The 21,637-nt window shown below is 54.2% G+C and carries 14 protein-coding genes; 1 reads left to right on the plus strand and 13 read right to left on the minus strand.

Going from position 1 to position 21,637, the window contains the following annotated elements:
• Positions 1-51: 51 nt before the first annotated feature.
• Together GZH47_RS00795 and GZH47_RS00800 are read right to left on the minus strand one after the other, a co-directional pair.
• Positions 52-5,247, minus strand: a complete 5,196-nt coding sequence (locus tag GZH47_RS00795; RefSeq protein WP_162638083.1) for an S-layer homology domain-containing protein — start codon at positions 5,245-5,247, stop codon at positions 52-54.
• A 310-nt stretch (positions 5,248-5,557) separates the two neighbouring features.
• Complete coding sequence (locus GZH47_RS00800; protein ID WP_162638084.1) at positions 5,558-5,800, minus strand: hypothetical protein; 243 nt, start codon at positions 5,798-5,800, stop codon at positions 5,558-5,560.
• Positions 5,801-6,045: 245 nt separating this feature from the next.
• On the opposite strand from GZH47_RS00800, the gene GZH47_RS00805 reads away from it, so the two are divergent.
• Positions 6,046-6,990, plus strand: a complete 945-nt coding sequence (locus tag GZH47_RS00805; protein WP_162638085.1) for a ribose-phosphate diphosphokinase — start codon at positions 6,046-6,048, stop codon at positions 6,988-6,990.
• Positions 6,991-7,107: 117 nt separating this feature from the next.
• Here GZH47_RS00805 and GZH47_RS00810 read toward each other — a convergent pair whose 3' ends face one another.
• From GZH47_RS00810 to GZH47_RS00860, 11 genes are all read right to left on the minus strand, one after another.
• On the minus strand, positions 7,108-8,325 hold the full coding sequence (locus GZH47_RS00810) for an MFS transporter (protein WP_318653402.1): 1,218 nt from the start codon (positions 8,323-8,325) through the stop codon (positions 7,108-7,110).
• Positions 8,326-8,360: 35 nt separating this feature from the next.
• Entirely contained in the window at positions 8,361-9,218 is an 858-nt protein-coding gene (locus GZH47_RS00815; RefSeq protein ID WP_162638087.1) for a sugar phosphate isomerase/epimerase family protein, read from the minus strand.
• Between the two features lie 72 nt (positions 9,219-9,290).
• Positions 9,291-10,127: a phytanoyl-CoA dioxygenase family protein gene (locus GZH47_RS00820; protein WP_162638088.1), complete on the minus strand. Its 837-nt coding sequence runs from the start codon at positions 10,125-10,127 to the stop codon at positions 9,291-9,293.
• 6 nt (positions 10,128-10,133) lie between these two features.
• On the minus strand, positions 10,134-11,387 hold the full coding sequence (locus GZH47_RS00825) for an AGE family epimerase/isomerase (protein ID WP_192043571.1): 1,254 nt from the start codon (positions 11,385-11,387) through the stop codon (positions 10,134-10,136).
• Positions 11,388-11,417: 30 nt separating this feature from the next.
• Positions 11,418-13,895 carry a glycoside hydrolase family 9 protein gene (locus GZH47_RS00830; RefSeq protein ID WP_162638089.1) on the minus strand — a complete coding sequence of 826 codons (2,478 nt, stop codon included), beginning with the start codon at positions 13,893-13,895 and terminating at the stop codon, positions 11,418-11,420.
• A 24-nt stretch (positions 13,896-13,919) separates the two neighbouring features.
• Positions 13,920-15,767: an ABC transporter ATP-binding protein gene (locus GZH47_RS00835; RefSeq protein WP_162638090.1), complete on the minus strand. Its 1,848-nt coding sequence runs from the start codon at positions 15,765-15,767 to the stop codon at positions 13,920-13,922.
• The gene (locus GZH47_RS00840) at positions 15,748-17,478 is read right to left on the minus strand and encodes an ABC transporter ATP-binding protein (protein ID WP_404823827.1); all 1,731 of its coding nucleotides are present in this window, start codon (positions 17,476-17,478) and stop codon (positions 15,748-15,750) included. Before GZH47_RS00840 ends, GZH47_RS00835 begins: the two co-directional genes overlap by 20 nt.
• Before the next feature lie 230 nt (positions 17,479-17,708).
• The gene (locus tag GZH47_RS00845) at positions 17,709-18,869 is read right to left on the minus strand and encodes an NAD(P)-binding domain-containing protein (protein ID WP_162638091.1); all 1,161 of its coding nucleotides are present in this window, start codon (positions 18,867-18,869) and stop codon (positions 17,709-17,711) included.
• Positions 18,870-18,946: 77 nt separating this feature from the next.
• Positions 18,947-19,828, minus strand: coding sequence for a tetratricopeptide repeat protein (locus GZH47_RS00850; protein WP_162638092.1), 882 nt, complete (start codon positions 19,826-19,828; stop codon positions 18,947-18,949).
• A gap of 24 nt (positions 19,829-19,852) precedes the next feature.
• Positions 19,853-20,809: an ATP-binding protein gene (locus tag GZH47_RS00855; protein WP_162638093.1), complete on the minus strand. Its 957-nt coding sequence runs from the start codon at positions 20,807-20,809 to the stop codon at positions 19,853-19,855.
• Positions 20,810-21,058: 249 nt separating this feature from the next.
• Positions 21,059-21,604, minus strand: coding sequence for a hypothetical protein (locus GZH47_RS00860; RefSeq protein WP_162638094.1), 546 nt, complete (start codon positions 21,602-21,604; stop codon positions 21,059-21,061).
• Positions 21,605-21,637 lie beyond the last annotated feature (33 nt).

Genomic DNA, 21,637 nt, shown 5'->3' on the forward strand with positions numbered 1-21,637 from the left:
CGGAAGCCGCTTCCAACGCGGCATCCGGCTCCTGCTATGGCATTTCTCAGGTTACGGATTCATAATGTCGGTTCCCTTGTAGATCGATACGTCGGACAGATAGACCGAACCCGTGCCGCTAACCGAACCGAGCTCCATGTTGAGCAGCGGAAGCGACGCCAGCCCGTTCGCCGTCGTAATGACGGCCGAGTCGACTACAGGTACCGCCATATCGTCCATATACGCCGAGTATACCAACGTATTGTCGTCCGTATAGTGAACTTTCATCACGAAACGATGCCATTCGTTCGCGGTAGGCGTAATCGTATGATCCTTTAGCGTGTCGTCTTCGACATAAGGCAAATACGCATGTCCTCCCGCATACTCGTGCTCCCGCATCAGGCCGAACACGCGCCAACTGCTGTCGCGCAGCATTAAATTCGGCACGGCGTCCATGCTGTCCTTGCGGAACTTGTAGTCCACGACGAATTCGCCATGATTCTTAATGTACGCAAGCAGGTCGGGGTCGCCGAACGTGAAGATCGGTTTGCCCGAGTCGGCCATCAGCACTTTATTGCCGTTATCGTAGCCCGGTTCGCCTTCCGCGGGTTGAATAATCGTTGCATGACTGTCCGGGTTTACAACCGTGTAGCTATCGCCGGCGAGCGGTCCGTTATCGTCACGGTTGAAATCCAAGGAAACAAGGTTGTTCGTCGGTTTCGTCCGGTACACCCATACGTCGTCCAGATCGGCCGAGCCGTTGTGGCCTGCGCCGGCGTCGATGGTGATCACCGGCTTCGTATGCGTGATCGCGTCGGTGAGCGTGGTCTCGGCTCGCTGCAGCAGCGCATCGTCGTAATAAATCTCGTAGGTCAAGTTCGAAGTGCCGGAATCGATTTTGAACTTGGCCTGCATGCGATGCCATTCGTCCGCGGCGACGTGAGTCACCTGAGCGCTGCCGCCCCAAATCGGCTTGAACGCGGCATCTCCCTCACGGGTCACGAGCGGCGTCCAGCCCGCCGCCCTGTCCGTCAAGTACAGCGCGGGCACGGAGAAGCGATCTTCCGTCTTGAACTTGTAATCGATGGTATACCAGACATCGGGATCGTAGCTTCCGCTCGCCAGATCAGGAAGCGCAAAGCTAAACTGCGGCGCTTGGAGCGTGCCTTGAACGTTCAGCACCTTCCCGTCCGTCTCGCCGTTCCCGTTCTTCCCATCCTCTACCGTCGCATTCGCGCCGTAAACGGAGAAGCCTTCGGCCGCCGCCTCGCTTGCGTCCAGCTTGCCGGATGTCAATCCGTCGAATTCGTTGTCGTGGTAAAAGTCGACATCCGCTGCCGAAGGCTTCGGACCGAAGGTGCGGACGAACGGCACGGGCGGCACGGCCCCTTTCGCCAGAGCGCCGTTTACGATCATTTCCGGCACCGGAACGGAATCGGTCTCATAGGGCGCGGTCGGCGTATCGTTGACACCGTCCTCGAAACCGACGATCAAATACCGCGCCTTCACGTCTGTCTTGCCGGTTGCCCAGGTGAGGTAACCCAAATAACCGTAATTCATAATATTCTTCCAATCGCCGTTCGCAAGCTGCGTCTTCACGCTGGCCGCCGTCTCGTTGCCGTAATTCGGCGACCAGTCTCCGATGGAGTCCGCGGCATAGACGGCAGCCACTCTGCCATGGATCAGCGAACCGGGGCCGTCGAACAGCTGAACGCTGCTCAGATCGAATTCCGATCCGAGATCGATCAGGGCATAGCGATCGCCCTGTCCTGGATCCCAGTAGGTGCCGGCTGCGTTGGCTTGGTCTTGCGTCATGCTTTGCGGCTCCTCCAGACGCATATCGAACATCAGCTTAGGCTCGGAGTTGCTTGGCGTCAGTTTATTGACGGCAACCGGATGAATCGCCTTCGGGATCGGCTTGTAATAATCGTCGTGGCTCACGACGACGAATACCGGTTTCTCGGTGACGGGAACGGTCACTTTGCCGTCCGCGATGTTGAGCTCCGTTTGTTGGCCCCATTGCACCCCGTCTTCAAGCGTCACAAGGTAAGCATGACCCATGCCTTCCGGAATGTTCAGCGTATAATCCTGCTTGTTGGCGCCGCCTTCGTCGCCGAGCGAGGTCGGCAGCCACAAGGCGTAAACGCCTTCGTCGCTGGCGGTTTCCTTGAATTTAAGCACCCATGGACCATCCAGCCCGCTTTCCCCGCCCTTCTCGACGATCGAATCGAAGCGGGTCGTGTTCAGATAATTCTTCATCGTGCCGACATAATACCAGGACGGCCGCTTCTGCGTCGTCTGATGCGTATTGTCGCCGTCGGCCCGAATCAATCCGCTCGTATTGAATCGCGTATCGCGGCTTCCGGCCGCACCCGCATCGGGCATCATGTATTGCTCGGCGCGGTCGATTCCGGCCGCGGACAGCATCAGATACTCGCGGACGATCCAGCGTGCTTGAACCTCTTCGGCATCGAGGCCCGTATTGATCCCCGGATTGTAGGTTACGCCGTTCTTCTGGTATTCGATCGTCGCGCTGGACTGCGTTCCCTGGGCGACATCCCATCCGAATTCGGACAGCCAGATTTCCTTGTCGGCCAAATAATCGTCGCGCAGCTTCACGAAGTCGGTCATGCGGTCATAGATATGATCCTCTTCTGGGGACATGCCCGTCAGGTGATTCTCGGCGTCCGCATGCTGCACGCCTTCGCCTGCATAATAATGGCCGTTAATGACATCGAACGGATAACGGACATAGCCTTCCAAAGAGCCGTTATGCGCCGCCTTCCATTGAGCTTCCGTCCGGTTCTGGTCGAACCACTTCATCATATCTTCGAAAAATTGCCGAGTCGATTGCCCTTGCCCCGCCGACTCGCCGTTATAGAAGATACCGGCCAGTCCGCCCAGCACGAGCTTCGCATTGGGGTCCGCCTGCTTGATGCCGACATCCGGTCCCATTGTTCCCATATGCCCGTCATAATCGGCGCTGGTCATCGCCGCGAATTGCGCGCCGGTGAAATAACCCGCCAAATCTTCCTCGTTCCAGTTCTCGTAGTAATCGACCAAGCCCATGCCGATCTTCTTATCCGTTCCGGGTGCGACCTTGACGAGATCGGGATCGAGGTCTTTATTACTTCCGTAGCGCGCCGCGTGCTGGAACAAGCTCTTGCCATGTGCCAGGTAGGAGCTGGCTTTCTTCGGATCCTGATCTCCTTGCCAGTTCGGCCGCGGATTGTCCCTGCCCGAATCGGCTACGCCGCCTTGGAAGGTAATGTCGACGCCGACGCCCATATCCTTCAGCGATTGATAATAGCTGTCGAAGACTCCCCAGGTGTTGTTGTATTGCGCCACGGGATTAGGGGACGTGGCCGAGTTGTTGAGCTGGCCGCCTGCCGGCTGTCCGTTGGCCGAATATTCGGTCCAGTTCCAAGTATGGTACTCCCGGACGAAACCGATGGCTTGATTGGAGCTTTGCGTTACGTCGAAGAAGCTGTTGGTTCCGACGAAATTGCCAAAATTGAGCTTCGACGAATCGAAAGGCTGCACGCCTTCCTGAGGACTCAGATGCCACTCTTCTTCCGCCGGGGGCTCATCGCCGAGCGGAACGCCGTACATTGCGGCTTCGACGATGTTCACATCGCACGTGAACTGCTTGGAATACGGATCTCCGCTTCCGGCCCACCACGAATATTTCTCGTTAATCGGAATCTTATGGAATCTGAGCGTATTCGCCGTGACGCCTTCTTCGCCCAAATCGAACTTCACCCATTTGCCCTCGTTGGTGAGCGGATAGGAAATGATCTTCTTGTCTCCGGCGTACACTTCGATCGTGCCGCCCATGACTTCATAAGGACTGCTGCCGTCGGCCGTATAAGTCGACGGTGCGTATTTCTCGCCGTCATAGAGATAGATTTCGGTCAATTTGTAATCGCGCAGCAAATTCAAATTCAGATTCGTTACGGACGCATCGACCCACTGGCTGGAGCCGGGAGTCCGCCACGTATTCGCATTCGACGATGCCGCGGTATCGATCGGCGGTATATAAGGATTAGCCGAAGTCGGCGGCGCTGCCAATACCTTGTCGTATTCGTCGAACAGTTTGCTCTTGTCCGCAGCGTAATCTTCCCCGTCGAGCATTCTGCTGGTTACATGAATCAGAACGGACTTGTCATCCTCGTCCGGCGTCTGAGTAGGCGGCGGCGTCGAAGTGGACGGCGGCGTATTGACCGACCCAGGCGTCCCCGTCGTATCGTCGGCCGTATCATCGGACGTATCGTCCTCGGTCAGAACGAATTTGACGTTGGAAGGAGACTGTGCCGTGTATGCCGTCGGCTCGGGCCCTTGAACCGAAACCTGGCCCGCCGCGTCGTAAATGTACATCTGGTTCTCGGAAACATTTCCGTCCACGGCCACATTGGCGGCGCCGGTCACGTAAATGTGGCCCGACACCTGCACGTCTTCCAATTGGATTTCCGCGTCGGGGCTGTTCTGCGCGATATACAAATCGCCCGAGATTTTCATATGGCTCAGCTTGACGTTGGAGGCATTGACGAACAGATTTCCTGTCACGTCCTGCGAGTAGGTGAGCGTGTCCCCTTTCTTGCCGCCGACGGGTTCATTCACGATCACGGCTGCAATCCGATCCAACAGCGTGACCGCCTCCGCGATGCTCATGGATCGACGCGGCTGGAAATCGCCCGCGGCCGTGCCGTTCAAGAGACCCTTGTCCTTGCTGACGCCGATGGCGTTCCTGCTCCAGTTCGACATGTCGCGATAATCCGGATAGGACTTCGCCTTGTCGGAGGAAGCGTTTGCAAGTCCAAGCGTTCTCAGAATGGATACGGCCGCCTCTTCCCGGGTTACCGGATCGTTGGGGCGGAAGTAATCGTTGAATCCGGTGAGAATGTTGGCCGACGAGGCCAGCATGACGGATTCGTAGAACCAATCATCAGCGGTCACGTCTTTGTAGTTCGCTGTACCGGTTGCCTTGTAGCCGAACATTTGGCCGATGAGCGCAGCCCATTCCGCCCTTGTAATCGGTTTGTTCGGGTTCGTTACGGAGTTTGCCAAAATGTTGAAATACCCGGCATTGGCCCATCTGTTCAACGCGTTGGCTGCCCAGTGCCCGTCATAGCCGGAACCGGCTGCCGCGCTCCGAAAGGACGGTGGCGATGCTCCTCCGGAACCGCTTACAACATTGCTGCTGGCTGCGAAGACTTGCGTTGCCATCAACAGACTCAACAGAATGCTGACAAGCGGTAAACACTTCATTCCTGACATTCCTCTTCTCATTGCTCATCCTCCCACATGTAAGTTGTAGAGTAAGCCATGCTGTAACAACTTAATTATAAGAGCACGAAAATAGGATTAAATATCAATATTCTGCCATTCATAGCACTTTCATATCTGATTGCCGGATAGCCGCGTTTCATGCATTCTCCGTTTTATGAGTTACTGTTGCGACGATTGGGAACGAATTTCATATGGCTTATTAACGCGGTGTCGCGATGAAATAGCAGAATAAAGCAAAGGCTGTCGAATCTTGTTCGACAGCCATTCGACACGTTGTGCCGATTATTTTTTAACCCACGGATTCTTTGGCCAATAAGGAATATTTGATAAAGACTTGTTTTGTTTTTTGCTTCTGAATATGCGGTGATTTACAGAAGAAATCATGATCTCTGAACAGTTCGCATAAAGCACGGACGGCCGCTTGCTCGGCTAAAGTCTCATCTTCAAGTAAGTAGTAAGCTACTTGGTATCCATAAACTTCAAACTGCTTCAGTACGTTTGCTTTTTTCAATACCTCGTCTTTTAAAACCATCGACCTAACACTCCCTCTTTCGACTGTTTTGTCGAAAATTATGTATGAGGCGATCGTACGTTTAGGATCGGATTACTCCTTACTTCATCTATAACTGCATTTCGGGATCATTTGTGACAGAGAGGTACGATTAATTTTGAATTTGCAAAGGGAAAGGATATAATGGGACTAATTGTATGTCGAATCAGAGACTAGGCTTGCGATGCGAAAATTGCGTGGCAATTCTTTCAGGAGGAGTCAAGCGGATGAAAAATGTGAAAATTTTTTCCGGTTCATCAAACCGCCCGCTCGCGGAAGGGCTATGCCGGCAGCTTAATGTACCGCTTGGAGACATTGAAATTTCCAAGCTGCCAAGCGGAGAAATCAGCTTGCGTTATACCGAATCCATTCGCTCCGCCCATGTCTACATCGTTCAATCCTTGTCTCATCCCGTAAATGAGCATTTAGTCGAACTCATGATTATGATTGATGCCGCAAAACGCGCTTCAGCCAAAACGATTAATATCGTGATGCCTTATTACGGCTATGCTCGCCAGGAACGGAAATCCGCCCCGCGCGAACCCATTTCCGCGAAGCTCGTAGCCGACGTGCTGACGACCGTAGGCGCTGACCGCATTATTACGGTTGATCTTCATGCCGATGCGATTCAAGGCTTCTTCGACATCCCAGTCGATCATATTACCGCGTTGGATCTCATTACGGATTACTTGAAAGCCATGGACATCAAGAACCCGGTCGTCGTCTCGCCTGACGCCGGTCGGGCAACGACCGCCGAGAAGCTTGCGAATTATATGGACTGCCCGTTCGCCATTATGATTAAGAACCGCCCTGCACACAATAAGACGAAAATCACGCATATCATCGGCGAAGTCGAAGGCATGACGCCGATTATCATCGAGGATTTAATCGATACGGGCGGAACGATCGTGAATGTTGTTGAGGCGCTGCACAAGAGAGGCGCGAATGACGCCTACATTTGCGCAACGCATGGGCTGTTCTCGGATGATGCGCTCGAGAAGCTGTCGCATCCCTACATAAGAAAAGTCGTTATTACGGATACCATCGCAATTGACCCGAACCATTCGGATAAGTTCGTCGTTCTTCCGATGGAGGAGCTGCTCGCAACCGCGCTCAGAATTATTAATAACGGCGGATCCATCAATACGCTGTTCAAGACGAAGCAAATGTAAGGATTCGTTAGCGTTGATAGACAAGCCAAAAAAGCAAGCGGCCACTACGGCCGCTTGCTTTTTACTTGCTTCCGGTATTGGAAAACTTCCGACCCGATCAATCAAACCGCTATACGCTTAAACGTGTTTTGAAGAAGCAGCAGATGCCATATTCGTTAATCGGCCACTGCCAAGCACTCGACGCAGCATCACTTGACCCAGTACGGCAGTCGCGCACCCTAGCAGTCCAACGATCACGAAGCCCTCCCGCAAGGTTAACCAATCCCCCGCAGCCCCCATGAACAAAGGACCCGCGAACATGCCCAGCCCATAGATCGCTTGATAGAAACCCATGGCCGTAGCTCGTTTCTCCGGCGCCATATGCTTGATGCTGAGCGACATCAGAACGGGAGACGTAAATCCTCGGCCAAAGCCCGCAAGCGATTGGGTAACAATTAGAATCCACAACGTGCTGGTGAAAGGAATGCAAACCGTAAACAAGCCGCTCAGAATGAAACCGAGAATGATGACCCTCCGCTCCCCAAGCTTACGGGCCAAATGCCTGCCGCCGATCCAAGAAGCTAGCGCGGTAGGCAACGTAGAACAGAATGTAAGCAGCCCCATATCCAGCTTGGTAGCCCCGAGCGACTGGGCAAACACGGGCGTAAACCCGAACACGGTTGCGAACGTCAGCACTTGAAATAATATCGAGAGAAACGAGACGGTCAGCAGCGTGCGGTCGCTGGCCACCTCTTGGATGCTTTGCACGGTTATTGGCGTCTTCTGGTCTTCGAATTTCTCCACGATGAAGAACGAACCCGCCATCCCGATCAATCCGACCGCGGCTCCAACGAGAAAAGCCGATTCCCAGCCATATTGATCCGCAAACCATCCCCCGCACAATATCCCCAGCATCTGTCCCAAAGAATTATAGACGGCAATCGTGCCCATGGCGCTCGTCGTATCTTCGTTGGCGTAGTAGCTGGCAAAAAGGATCGTAAAATCCACCCATGTCGCTGCCGCGATCCCCGCGGCGACTCGCAGGAAGAGGATCCAGTTTAAATCATGCGTCAGCAAGATACCTGCGCCGGATAGAACCGAAAATAAAAAACCAATCACGATGAACAGCTTGCGCTTGTGCATCCGATCACTGAGAATGCCAACGGGAATACGCAGCAGCATCTGACTCAGCCCGTACATCCCCACGATTAGTCCTGCCATTTTATTCGATGCCCCCATGCTTTCTACATAGGCGGTCAGAATCGGAACGCAGGTATACATCGAGAACCAGAATAACAGCGTAACTGCACAAAACAGCGGTACTCGGTAGTTGGCTGTGTGAGTATCCATTCGCATATTCAACGACCCTTCGGCTTTATTGCAGCGTTGCCCTATACTTCCGACCACAGCCGTTGCAAATTGTCCATGCTGATCTTGGAGCCAAGCAGGCAGTCTTCCATGCCTTCGAATTCAACCGAGAGATACCCGTCATAGCCGGATTGCTTAATGATGCGCAGTACCTCCCGCATATTAATGTCGCCTTGACCGATAATGGCGCCGCGCAAATAATCTCCGCCCGCTGTCTTGAAATAGCCTTCGCCAGGGTTCTGATCCGATGGCCGGAGGTAGAAGTCTTTAATATGGACCATCGATGCGAACGCGATATTTTTCTTCACGGCGGATACCGAACTCTCGTCTGCGCACATGAAATTGCCGACATCCATTGTCGTTTTGAAATTCGGACGGTTTACGGCATGAATCAGAGCCTGCACGCGATCGCTGGCCTGAACGAAATAGCCGTGATTTTCTACGCTGGTCGTAATCCCATACTTCGATGCGTAGTCCGCGATTTGCATGCAGGCCGAAGCCATTCGCTCCAGCGATTCGTTGAAATGTTTAATCGAATTGTCGGAGGACCAGGCCACGTCATGCCGCATGAGCTTAAGGCCGAGGCTGTCGGCGATATCTACTTGGCGCTTGACGCGCTCGATTTCCTGTTCGAACGCTCCGTCTCCTGCTTTCAGGAAATCGGCGCCAATCGCGTAATTAGACAATTCGATGCCCGCATCGGAAGCTTTGTGCCGGATAGCGTCAATAAGTTCGGGATTGCCCGTAAGATCGAAGCCGATCGGCACGACTTCCATGTGCTGTCCGCCATGATCGGCAATCCATTGTATGGCATCCAGAACCGTCATTTCATTCGATGCGATAGCACGGTGTAAACTATATGAACTTAATCCTATTTTCATCTTGCATCAGTGCTCCCTTCGGTATCTCTTATTTGTGCAGACGACATATCATTATTTGAGCTATCCGTTCCTCTACTCGTGCGTCGGTTCGATAACGGGGTAGCCGATTTTTTGCCAGCGGAACAGATGCTTGGCGCGTTCGGACAAGTTGTCGTACGTTTCCTGCGGAATTTGAACCGTATTATCCCGGTGGGAGGCGCTGTAAATCAAGGCCAGATTAGGACGGATTTCGTCGCTGCGGTTCGGCGTTCCGCGATGCCACATGCGCACGTCGCGGATCAGGATCGAGCCTGCCGGCATATGCACCTTGATCGAATGCATATGCGGCGCCAATTCTTCCGGATTCGGACCGTTCGGGCCGTAATAATAGTCCGGCAGCAGATGCGTTCCGCCCGGCCAGATCTCCATCGGACCGTTCCCGTCATGGACGTCCACAAGCGGGATATTAAAGACTAAATCCGTGATCGGCAGCGATACCTTGCACAAATCGCCGAATCTGGTGCCGTAATCCGGGTGAACCGGCTGCGCCTTCTTGCCGCCAGGGAGAGACGTGTTGGACGAGAATAGCGTAACGGCGTAATCCATTCCGAGAATGCGGTCGATAATCGCCAGCGCGAACGGATGCTCGATCACGAGCGGATCGTTGAAAGGCGGCGCAAAAGGAAGGAAAATTCCCAAGTGGTTGGTGCCTTCGTTAAACCCTTTCTTGTTCAGATAGATTTCTTCCCCGTGCTTATCGATAAACCAGTCCATGCTAGCTTTGAATGCTTCCCAAAGCTCGGCCACCTTCTCTTGCGGCAGAACGCCTTCAAGAATCACATATCCATTCACTTTGATGAGGTTCGCCGCAAGCTCGACGGTCTCGTCGTGCAGCTGCAGCGATTCCAATTCTTCTTTGCTGATTTTCAAGCTCATTCACCTCGCGTCATCATTTTCGTTCACGTTTTCGGCACGCTCCGCTAAACGCTCAATCATTTCAAAGCATGCGCGGCCGTTGTGATACGGGCATTTCCATGCACTAACCTTTGGACCTGGGGAAGGAGCGTGGTCCTCTCCGATACTTTGATGCCATTCACCGCCGTCTCGGTCAACGAGATACGTGTCGATAAATGTCCAAGAACGGTAAGCGGCTGCAAGGTAGCGACTCTGCCCGCTGTGTTGATAACCATTGAAGAAACCGACCATAGCTTCGGCCTGCGGCCACCAATCCTTGAGCCGGTCGCTCAGGATCGTTCCGTCAGACTCATTCCACAAGCCTCCGTCCGCGTCCATACCTTGTTCCAGCACGGCTTCCGCCATTTTCAGCACGGTATCCATGCTCTGCGATCGCAATGCTTCGTCGCCAAGAACGGTTACCGCTTCAGCAAGCAGCCAGCTTCCCTCGATGTCGTGCCCATAGGAGATATGAGAGGACAGCGAGTTCCAGCAGCGGTCGAAATACAAATGAAAATGGTTCGTCTGCGAATTGACGATTCGCTCGGAGGTGAGCGTGACGAGTTCCTCTAGCTTTGCCTTGAGCTCGCTGTCCGGCCATACCCGGTACAGGCCCGTATACGCTTCGAGCATATGCAGATGAGTATTCATGGTCTTATCGGCTCTGATGCTGCTATCGCTCAAACTATAATCGTCAAGCAGCTTCCAATCCTCGGCGAAGGCTTCCAGATACCCGCCGTGATCGGGATCAAACGCGTGCTTTTCTACCAAACGGAACAAGGCGATGGCTTGTTCGAGCGCTCGTTCATTGCCAGTAGCGCGATACAATTCGGACAACGCGTAGATGACGAACGCCTGACCGTAGACTTGTTTCTTCGCATCCGCAAGCTCCCCGTTATACGTAACCATCCAACCGTATCCACCGCATTCGCGATCCAAGAAACGCTCGACAAGATAGGAATAAACATGATTGGCTGCCCGAAGGTACTTCTCGTCCCGATAGAAACGATAGGCCGTCGCGAATGTCCAAATCAATCGCGTATTCAACACCAAGCTTCGGTCGGCCTCGGCATGCACGGCGTTGTTATCGTCGATCTCGCCGTGAAAGCCTCCTTGTTCCCAATCCATTACATGCGTCAACCAATAGTCGAGAATGTTATCCTTCAGTTCATGTTCGATCATCTTCTGCCAACTTTGAAAATGCGGCAATTCCGTAGTGCGGTCAATCGTATTCATTCCAAATCTCCTTCTCGTTGCTCTGCTGATTTAACGATTTGAAAGTTGCTGCGCGGCTAATGCGATAAACATGAAATGGGTTGAGCCGCCTCCCAGTACATACTCCACTTGCTGCCACAAATAAGGGAACACCAATAGTTCCGGGAAGTCGGGACGGATCAGCGCAGTCCCCGATATGACGCCGCCGGGAATATACGACCAGTCGGCGCGATTGAGTCCATACCCTACAGTTGCCGAATTGGCCCCCACTCCCGATGCGAAAGACATCGTATTGGAACCTGGATGACAGCCCAAAACGAAGTTCAGCGCATTGAAAATCATCTCGGCATCGAAAATGTCAGGATAAGCCGCATGGAGGAAATAGTATTCGTAGCCCAGTTTCTGGATCCCCCACCCTGCTCCCCAGATATGCGGGCGATACGGTATCCCGTAAGGCGTTTCGGCGCTCTGCAGCGTAAACTGTTCTTTCAGAGCCGGCAAGGCTGCGCGAAACTTCGATGAGAACCCGGCGTCATTCATCGCGATCTCGGCTCGCGCGACAAACCAACCCGCTTTGTCGATCGATTCGACGATATCGTCGGCTGCCGACAGCAAGAAGTCCCTATACGCTTGTTCGCCGGTACTCAGGAATAATTCTGCGGCGGCATGAATTTTGGCCATTCTAGCCTTGCCGGTCCCATCCGTAACCTTGTAAATCTCGCTGGCCGCTTGCAAGGACTGTTCGCTTAAAACAGGGTTGAACGCTTTTAACGTGCGGGCGGCCGCTGCCAGATGAGCGGCAGTTAACAATTCGCGCGGCGGATTGTCCTCGGTAAACACCCAGCGCTCGTCAAACATGCTCGCGCTGTCGCCAAGGTGCACGTAATCGCGAAGATCGCTTTCGATAATCCCCCGATATAACCGCCCTAATGCGCGATAAGCGCCTACGACGGACAAGACGCCGTGCTCAATCTGCTGCAGGATGTCGTTCTTGCCGTCTGGCTGATGGATCTCAACGATGCGGTTGACTTGGTCGATGGTGGTCGCATCGTAATGGACATTAAAGGCTTCGTACGCCAGGGCCAAAGTATAGAACTCGCCGGACTGCGACTCGACGCGCAGGTCAAAATCGCCAGCGTCGTGCCAGCCTCCAACATTCAGCCCCGGAACATGGTCGCCTGGTTGATAGTCGGTCAGCGTGGAAGGTCCTTGCTCATAGCCGTCGATGTGGTTCAGATTTACCGGAGCCATCCGGGCGTCGTTATGATGACAATCGCCATGCCAGACGCGGTATTTTTCGCTTACCCGCATATGGCACATTTGCACGGGAAGGAAATACTCCAGTACCGGCTGCCAGACGCCTCGGTCGTACACGTCGCTGGCGATGCGGAAGATGGACGACTCCGACGAACCGTAACGAACTTTGTACAGTCCCTCTTCCTTGATGTCCGTAAAATCGAATTTCAAATAGTTATAGCGGAGGAATTGTCCCCATTCCTGGCCGCCGGCCGAGAAAACCTGTTTGTCGCCCGTCTCCGTGATTTGGACAAGAACCGGTTTATCGCGTTGGCTTTCGCGCTTGTCAAGTTCAATGATTGCCGTCTTCGATTGCTTGGGATGATACCCTACCTGCGAGGTTTGAACAACGGCCGGAGAGAGCCAGTCTTCGACGACATTAGGTGTGATGACCCATTGAATCGCATGATCGGCGGCTCCGGCAGGTACTTCGCTGCTGATTACGAACCAGCCGTTGTTGTGGTTCATGCGTCCGTCGTATAACTTAAGCTCCGTCCCCTTGCTTTCGATCGTGAAACGATTGTAAGGGTCGTCGGGCCGCACCGTAAAACGTCTGCCGACGGCATACGGCTCGGCAATAAGGTCATCGGCAATGATCGGATTGTATCCGTTGTTGTCGCCGGACAGAAGTTTCGGATCTGCTTTCGCATCGTGTTCACTGAAGTTACCAGTATGCGAATAATTGGGCGGCAGCGACATCACAGGGCCGTTAGGCTGTTCGGGAAAAATCCCGTGCTTCTTATCCATGATCCAAGGCTTTCCGAACAGCGCGCCGGGAAACAGCTCCAGGTTGAAGCAGATTTTCCCAACGAATTGCTCCGGAATCGGTCTATCCAAATCAACGGTAACAAGGACCGCCTTGCCTTCACCTTGGACGCTTACCTTGTAATCGAACCGGAAATCCGGATAGATCATCGGATTAAAGCCCTTTAGGTGCCTCGATGTGTCCGGAAAACTCAGCGACGTGGTGATCGTATTCGCGGCTTCGTCCAGTTCGCGCTTCCCTTGTTTGGGCACCGGCTGCCACTGTCCGGGCGTCTGTTCAAAACGGATATCGCCGTTGGTGGCAACGCGATTGCCGTGCATAATGATACTTACGCCGGATTGATGCCCTTCCGGATAAATATCGTCGAAGGCCATCACATCCACGCCTTGTCTTTGAAAATAGCCGGATGCATGATTTAACCGGAATGCCTGATTCGCAGAGTTCGTGGAACCGTTTTCTTTTTGCATAATGAAGCCTCCTTATGTTGTATGCTAATGATTGCCTCCGCCTTGCTCCAGTTGACCATGATACAGATCGCTGTACAACCCCTGCTTGCCCAATAACTCGTCATGAGACCCCTGTTCCACCAGACAACCTTCCTTAAGCACCAGTATGCGGTCGGCCTCGCGGATCGTGTTCAGCCTGTGTGCGATCACGAAGCTCGTTCGCCCCTTCATCAACCGCTTCAAGCCCTCCTGGATTTTGATCTCGGAAACGGTGTCGATGCTGCTCGTCGCCTCGTCCAGTACGAGAATGGCCGGATCGGCCAGAATCGCGCGCGCGATGGCAAGCAGCTGCCGCTGTCCCTGGCTGATGCCGCTGCCGTCGGCAACCAGCACCCGGTCATATCCGCCGGCCAGCCGCATAATGAAGGTATGGGCATTGGCGAGCTTGGCGGCTTCTTCCACCTGGCTGTCGGTGGCATCCAGCTTGCCGTACCGGATATTGTCGCGGATCGTTCCTTCGAACAGAAAGGAATCCTGCAGCACGAACGCCATATGGGAGCGGAGACTTTCCCTCCGGATCGTCCGAAGATCCTGCCCGTCCAGCGTGATCTTGCCCGCATGGGTATCATAGAAACGGGAGAGCAACTGAATGAGCGACGTCTTGCCGGCCCCGGTAGGACCGATGATCGCTATCGTTTCGCCGGGCTTCGCCTCGAAACTGATCTCCTTAAGCGTATTTCGTCCGGTCTCGTAAGCGAAGGATACCTCATGGAAGACGATTGCGCCTGCCACGTCGTCAAGCGCGACTGCGGAATGCTCGTCCGCGTCTTCTTCCTCTTCATCCACGATTTCGAATACCCGTTCCGCTCCAGCGATGGCGGATAAGAGCGTATTCCACTGGTTGGCCAGATCGTTAAGCGGTCTGGTGAACTGCCGGGCATACTCGACGAAGACAATAATGACCCCGACGGTTATCGCCCCCCGGATGGCCAATATTCCGCCGACGCAGGCAATAATCGCAAAGCTTAGATTGTTGAGACCGTTCATTAGCTTGGGAATGAAGCCCGATATGGTCTGCGCCCAGAATCCCGAATGCTTGATGGCAACATTGCGTTCATGGAACGCCCCAATAACCCTTTCTTCCTGGGAGAACGCTTTGATAATCCGCTGACCGGACAACGTTTCTTCCACGAACCCGTTCAATTCTCCCAAATTCCGCTGACGCTCTTTGAATAGCGCGCCAGTCCGCCGCGTGATCCACCGCATGCCGAACGCCATCAGCGGGACCACCAAGAAGGTAAGCAGCGTTAGCAGCGGACTGAGCAGCAGCATGACGACGACCGTGCCCGCCAGCATCAGCACGCTGGATAACAGCTGGATCGCCGAGCTGTTGAGCGTAGAGCTCACGCTGTCGATATCGTTGGTCATGCGGCTCATGAGATCGCCCTGCCGGTTTTTCCCGAAGAACGGGATCGGCAGGCGATGCAGCTGCGCGAAGAGATCGGTGCGCATCCGCAGGACGGTTTCCTGGGCGATCTGAATCATCCATATATTTTGCAGCCAGCCGACGATGGACTGGAGCACGTAAACGCTGGTCAATCCGAGCAGAAACAGCAGCCATGGCCTGCCGCCCGGTCCCTCCAGATAATCGTCAATCGCCATTCCGATCAGATACGGACCGAGCAGCGTGAGCCCGCAGCTTCCGATAACGAGCAGCATGACCAGCGACAGCCTGCCTTTCCGGCGAGACAGATAATGCCATATTCGTCTGAGCGTTCCCTGCCAGTCCTTCGCCTGACTTTTGGCCCGCTTGCCCGCTGAAGATGCGCCGGGAACGGCATCCTTCGCGGGCGGCCGGGGATATCGGAACGGCTCACTTAATGCTTCCCACATATGCCGCTCCCTCCTTCCCGAATTGGGATTCGTAAATACGCCGGTACAAGTCGTCGCCGGTCATCAGCTGCTCATGCGTTCCCTGCGCAATAAGACTGCCCTCGTCCAGCAGCAGAATCATATCCGCTCCGATCGTGGAGCTGATCTTCTGCGTAATCAGAAGCGTCGTGCACGACATGCCTTTAAGCGCTTGCAACAATGCCGCTTCCGTTCGTACGTCCAGCGCGCTGGTGCTGTCATCCAGAAGCAGAATAGCCGGCTTGCGGATCAAGGCGCGGGCGATGGACAGCCTTTGTTTCTGCCCCCCGGAGAGATTGATGCCCCGCTGTCCGAGAAGGGTATCGTACTGTTCGGGCAGCTTCTCGATCGTCTCGTGAATTTGCGCCAGCCTGGCCGCTTCCATCACCTGCTCCATGCTCGCGTCCTCCAAGCCCCAAGCGATATTATCGCGTATGGTGCCCGAGAATAGCAGCACCTCCTGGGATACATAGCCGATGGAGCGGTGCAAGTAATCCAAATCAAGCTCGCGGGCATTCCGTCCGTCGATGCGCACGACTCCGGCGGTTTCCTCGTAAAGGCGCAGAACGAGCTGCATCAGCGAGGATTTACCCGAGCCGGTAGCTCCCAAGATCGCCACCGTTTCGCCCGCACGGACTTTGAAACTAATATCCACGAGCACGCGGGCATCCGAGTTCGGATAGCGGAAGGAAACATTCTCGAATGCGATGCTCCCTTCACACAGCCCTTCGGGACTCCGGCCCGACCTGACCGGAGCTTCGTCGTCCGTTTCCAGCGCCTCATCGACCCGCTGGGCGGACGCGCGGGCTCTGGAGAAAGCCGCCACGATCATGGAGAAGGCCGACAAGGCGCCTGCCGTTCGGAGCGAATAATTCACGACCGCCACCACCTCGCCCGCAGTCGCGGTTCCCGTGGATATTTGCTTATGCCCGAACCAAAGGACGGCAATAATTCCAGCGTTCATGATCAGCAGGATGAACGGCATCGTAATCTCCGTCAGACGCAAAGCAGAGACCGTGCTCTTCATTAATTCCTGGCTCAGCCGCGCAAACCGGCCCGCTTCTTCCATGCGCCGGACAAACACGCGGATCAGCCGCATGCCGGTCAGATTCTCCTGCATGACGCGGTTCAGCGTATCCAGTTTCATTTGAACCCTTTTGAATAAAACGGAAGCTCTCTTCATGATCCAAATGACGAATACGAGCAGCGCGGGAACGGTCAGGGCAAGCAGGAAACCGAGCTGCACATGGACGACAAGCGCCATAATGATGCTCCCGATGACGACAAGCGGCATGCGCAGCATAAACCGCAGTCCCATGAATACCGTATCCTGCAGCTGCGTCACATCGTTCGTTAACCGGGTGATGAGGGATGAAGTGGCGAAACGATTAAAGACCGGATAAGCGAATCGCTGCACCTTGGCGTAAAGCGCTTCCCGGACATCGAACGCAAATCCCTGACTGGCATGCGAGGCAAAAAACGAGCTCATAATACCAGCGATGAATGCGGTTACCGAGCCGCCAAGCAATATGCCGCCCCACAGCAGCACGACCGACGAATCCTTTTGCGAAATACCTTCATCGATAATGACCGAAATGAGATAAGGCTGAATCAGCTCCACTGCCAGTTCAACCAACATCATCACGACCGCCATGCTCGCTGCAACCTTGTATTTCCCCAAAAAACGTAACATGTTCATGCCTGTGATCCTCCGCCAAGTGATGAACTGCATTTCTTCCATTCATTATAAACAAGTTATAGGCAATAAGGCGATCGATAAATCGATAGACTTGCGGCCGGAAGGCCGATTCTAGCAAGCCGCATGCAAGAATAAACTGCACCGCCCTATTGACGATGCAGTTATTCAGCTCGCGTTTGGAGAAATCATAGGCAGTGCCGCTGATCTATTATTCTTGCAGCGAATTAGTTATCCGCCACCACGATTTCCCATTCGTGAATTTCGTAGCCGCGGGCGCCGAACTTGACGTACGGATCCTGCTTGACCAGGCTCTCCACCTCTTCGAGGGAGGCGCCGCGATAAATGACCAGGCCGCCGGCGCCGTCGACGAAGCGGCCGTTGGCGTGAAGTCTGCCCGCCGCGCGATTATCGGCCAGGAATTGCAGATGCTCTGCTCGGTATTGGACGCTCTTCTCCATATCGATCATCGGGAGGAACACGGCGAAGTGCTTGCGTTCGCCCGACTCTCTGCGATTCCGGTCCTCCGTCAGCTGATACTTGTACATGCCGGACATATCCGTGTCGCCGTAACCTTCGAGCACCGCCTGATTGATCAGCGCCTGTGCCCGCTTCCCGGCATGTAACCTCACCTGGGATTCGGCTCCCATATCCGCCGCCAGATTCATATCCTTGGCCAGCAGCTTCAGGGCGAAGCCCGGCTGGTAGGACTCCTTCGCGATAAATTGCGTATAATGGCGTTCCATAATTTTGCTTTGGGCAAAGCTGTTGTTCAAGATGCCGAACAACGTGTCGGAATCCAGTCCCGCCTGCTGCGCCAGCGCGTACGCTTCGCCTACCGCGAGCGTATGAATGCCGACCATCAGCTGGTTAATCAGCTTGACCGCGGAGCCGCTCCCAGCATCGCCGACGAAGCTGATCGACTTGCCGAACGCCGATAGCACATTGTGCACGCGGTTGAATACGTCCTCGCGGCCGCCGACCATGACGCTGAGCGTTCCGGCTTCGGCACCGGTCGTGCCGCCGCTGACCGGCGCATCGAGGAAATCGATGCCGGCCTCCGAGGCCTGCGCGTGCAGCTCGCGGCTCAGCGTCGGCGATACGGTGCTGCAGTCGATCAGCACAAGTCCTTTGCGAGCGTTCGCGATCAGTCCTTCGGCGCCGGAGTAAACGCTTTCGACGTCCGACGGCAGCGGGAGGCAGGTCAGGATGACGTCCATCTGAAGAGCCAACTCGGCCAGCGACAATCCCGTACGGCCTCCCTTGGCTTCGAACTCCTGCTCTTTGCCCTGACTGCGGTTCTTGCCGTACACTTCGAAGCCCGCCTTCATTAAGTTAAGCGCCATTGGAAATCCCATATTGCCCAATCCGACAAATCCAACTTTCATTCCTTATCCCTCCGGTTTTCGTAGGAAGTCACCGGCACGTTCCGGCCGACCTCTAGCTAGAATGTTTCCGGTTGCAGTTACGTCCGCCGTCTGCGCCAGCCGAAGATCTTCACATGGACGATAGCCCGGGTCGACCAATGGGCAATCAGATGAAGAAGAATAAAGACAATTACCAGCGGCTTGAACAACAACCAGCAGACCGCCCACAGCACGAAAATTTGCCAAGGCTTCATTTTGCGCAATAATTTATTCGGCCATAAACAGATCCGATAGAGAAGATATTGATTGCGGAGCGACTCCAGGTATTCGTCCTGGTACTGCTTTTCGTCGGGTTTGAGTCGCACCGCGCCGCGCATATACGTCTCGTGCAGCTTATAATCGCCGCGTCTTGCCGCAGCCCAAGCCAGGTACATCAAGACAACCGCTTCTTCCGCGCCGTATCGGAGCGCTTCGCGTTCCAATTCCCTGGACACGCCGTCATTTCCAAGCAGCGCTTCCGTATAGCTTAGGATGGATAAATATTGGGCTTTCTCGGGCTCCAGCTCGAGCGCCGCTTCGATTTGTTCCTTCGCTTCCGCGAATTTGCCCTTCTTGAGCCATTGATTCGCTTGCAAGTAATAGTAATGGGCCTCGTAAGGATCAATTCGAAGCGCTTCCCGGATCGCCTCGTCAAAGGCGGCCACATTGCCGGTCTCGTAAAAGATCGACACGCGGACATACCAGCCTAATTGATGCTCGGGGTCCCGCCTTAACGCTTCTTCTACCCAATGCTGGGCTTTCTCGTATTCTTCGGTTAACACGCATATCTGCGCATATAAGGCGTATGGATGCGGATTATGGGGATCTTCCCGCAGCAGCTCTTCCGTTTTGGCCAACGCTTCCTTATATTTCTTCCATGAGATCAGCTGATAGACCGCGCTGTAGCTTGTACTAGAGGATGGCGTCAATATCCCTTCCACAAAACAATCCTCCTGCCGAATCGACTATTTAATCCCATGCCGCTTCGCATAATCCAACACAATCTTGTAATCGCCGTTCACATCGCTGAAGGTCGCATAATTCCTGGCTGTCGCAAACCATTCGACCGTTGTCGCCTTGCGTTCCTTCAATGATTTTCGCAGATCATCCTGCGTAATCGGCTGAATTTCGCCAGTCTCGAAGGTCCTCTCCATCGCCGATGTAACGGCATCGTTAACGACCTGCTCCAGGTCGGCACCAGAGAACAGCTTCGTCTCTGCGGCCAGCTTGCCAAGGTTGAGATTGCCTGCGGGTTTGCCCGCAAGCTTCAGCCGCAAGATGGTCGAACGTTCTTCCTCCTCCGGAGGCGGCACGAATACGAGATGGTTGAACCGGCCGGGACGGCGCAAGGCGGAATCCAGATACCACGGCGTGTTGGTCGCGCCGATCACGAACACCTGGTCATTGCCGGACTGCAGCCCGTCGAGCTCGGTCAGGAGCTGGTTAACGAGCATCCGCTCATGATGCTGTCTCATCTGGTGGCGGCTTCCGCCCATCGCGTCCAGTTCATCGATAAAGATGACGCATGGCTTATTTTCCCGCGCTTTCCGGAACACGTCATGCAGGTTATGCTCGCTTTGCCCGACGTACATCGACAGAATCGCCTGCAGCTCGATATGAATGAAATTCGCATCGATTTCGCCGGCTACCGCACGGGCCAGGAACGTTTTGCCGCATCCGGGAGGTCCGAACAAGAGAAGGCTTCCGCCGGCTTCTTTGCCGTAAGCCTTGAAGATTTCCGGCTGCTTGAGCGGCATGATGAAATTCATTCGAATCTTCTTCTTCACGTCTTCCAGCCCGCCGACATCTTCGAAAGTCTCCTTAGGCTTGTCAGATTCGACTAAGGAATGATCATCCTTATCGAATTGCATCAGCTTCAACTTATTCCTTCTTCTCTCCGACAGTTCATCATTATCCGACATCCTAGGTTCCCTCCTTCGCCTACTATATAGAAGATAGTAACATATTCCCTTCTTCGTTTGTTTTACTTTATCTTTAAGCCGCTCAAGTACCTGCTATGGCTTGTCCGCCGAGATGTCTTCTCCTTTAGAGTTAGGGCTTCGACGTGGCTGTTCGCAATAAAAAAAAGCCGCAATTTAAGCGGCTTTCAGAGAATAATGGCTGGCTCGGCTGCAATTGTCAGTCCAAGGGTATTTACAGGCACAAGCTGACTATTCCGCTTCTCTCACCAAAACGATTTCGTTCGTCAGGTATTCGTAGGCGGCTACCCACTCGTTCGAGATTAAGATGTCGCTTAACTCGGCATCGCTTACGGCGCCATGCTGATTCTTGCTAATTAATTGATGCAGGGCTAGCTTATCCCACCCGACGCAATCGTTTGCCGCGATCCCGGCGTTTCGGCACCGATGCTTTCGCTCTTCCTCTCGTGCTGCCTCGATTTCGTAATGTTCGTCTTGGAGACTGAGGAAGTGGAGCAATAAGTCGTCCAGAAGAACCAGGCTGGATTCGCTGGCCGCCTCTTCTCTGCACGCAAGCAATTTAGCGGTGATGTCCAAAACAGCCTTCTCGTGTTCGCTTAACCTGCCGGGGATGAGAGGTTTTACGGTCGAAGCCGGGATCTCCCACCTGCTTCTTCTTCCCTTGTTCTTGCGCTTCCCTTGCAAAGTGCCCGCTGCCAGCCACTGGTAAATGATGCGTTTCTCTTTATTTAACATAATCGCGACTTCTTCCACGGTAAATAAGGGCTCATAGGTCACTTCGACCGCCTCCTAAGACTACGAAACTAGCGA

Source organism: Paenibacillus rhizovicinus (assembly GCF_010365285.1).
GTDB classification, from domain to species: domain Bacteria; phylum Bacillota; class Bacilli; order Paenibacillales; family Paenibacillaceae; genus Paenibacillus_Z; species Paenibacillus_Z rhizovicinus.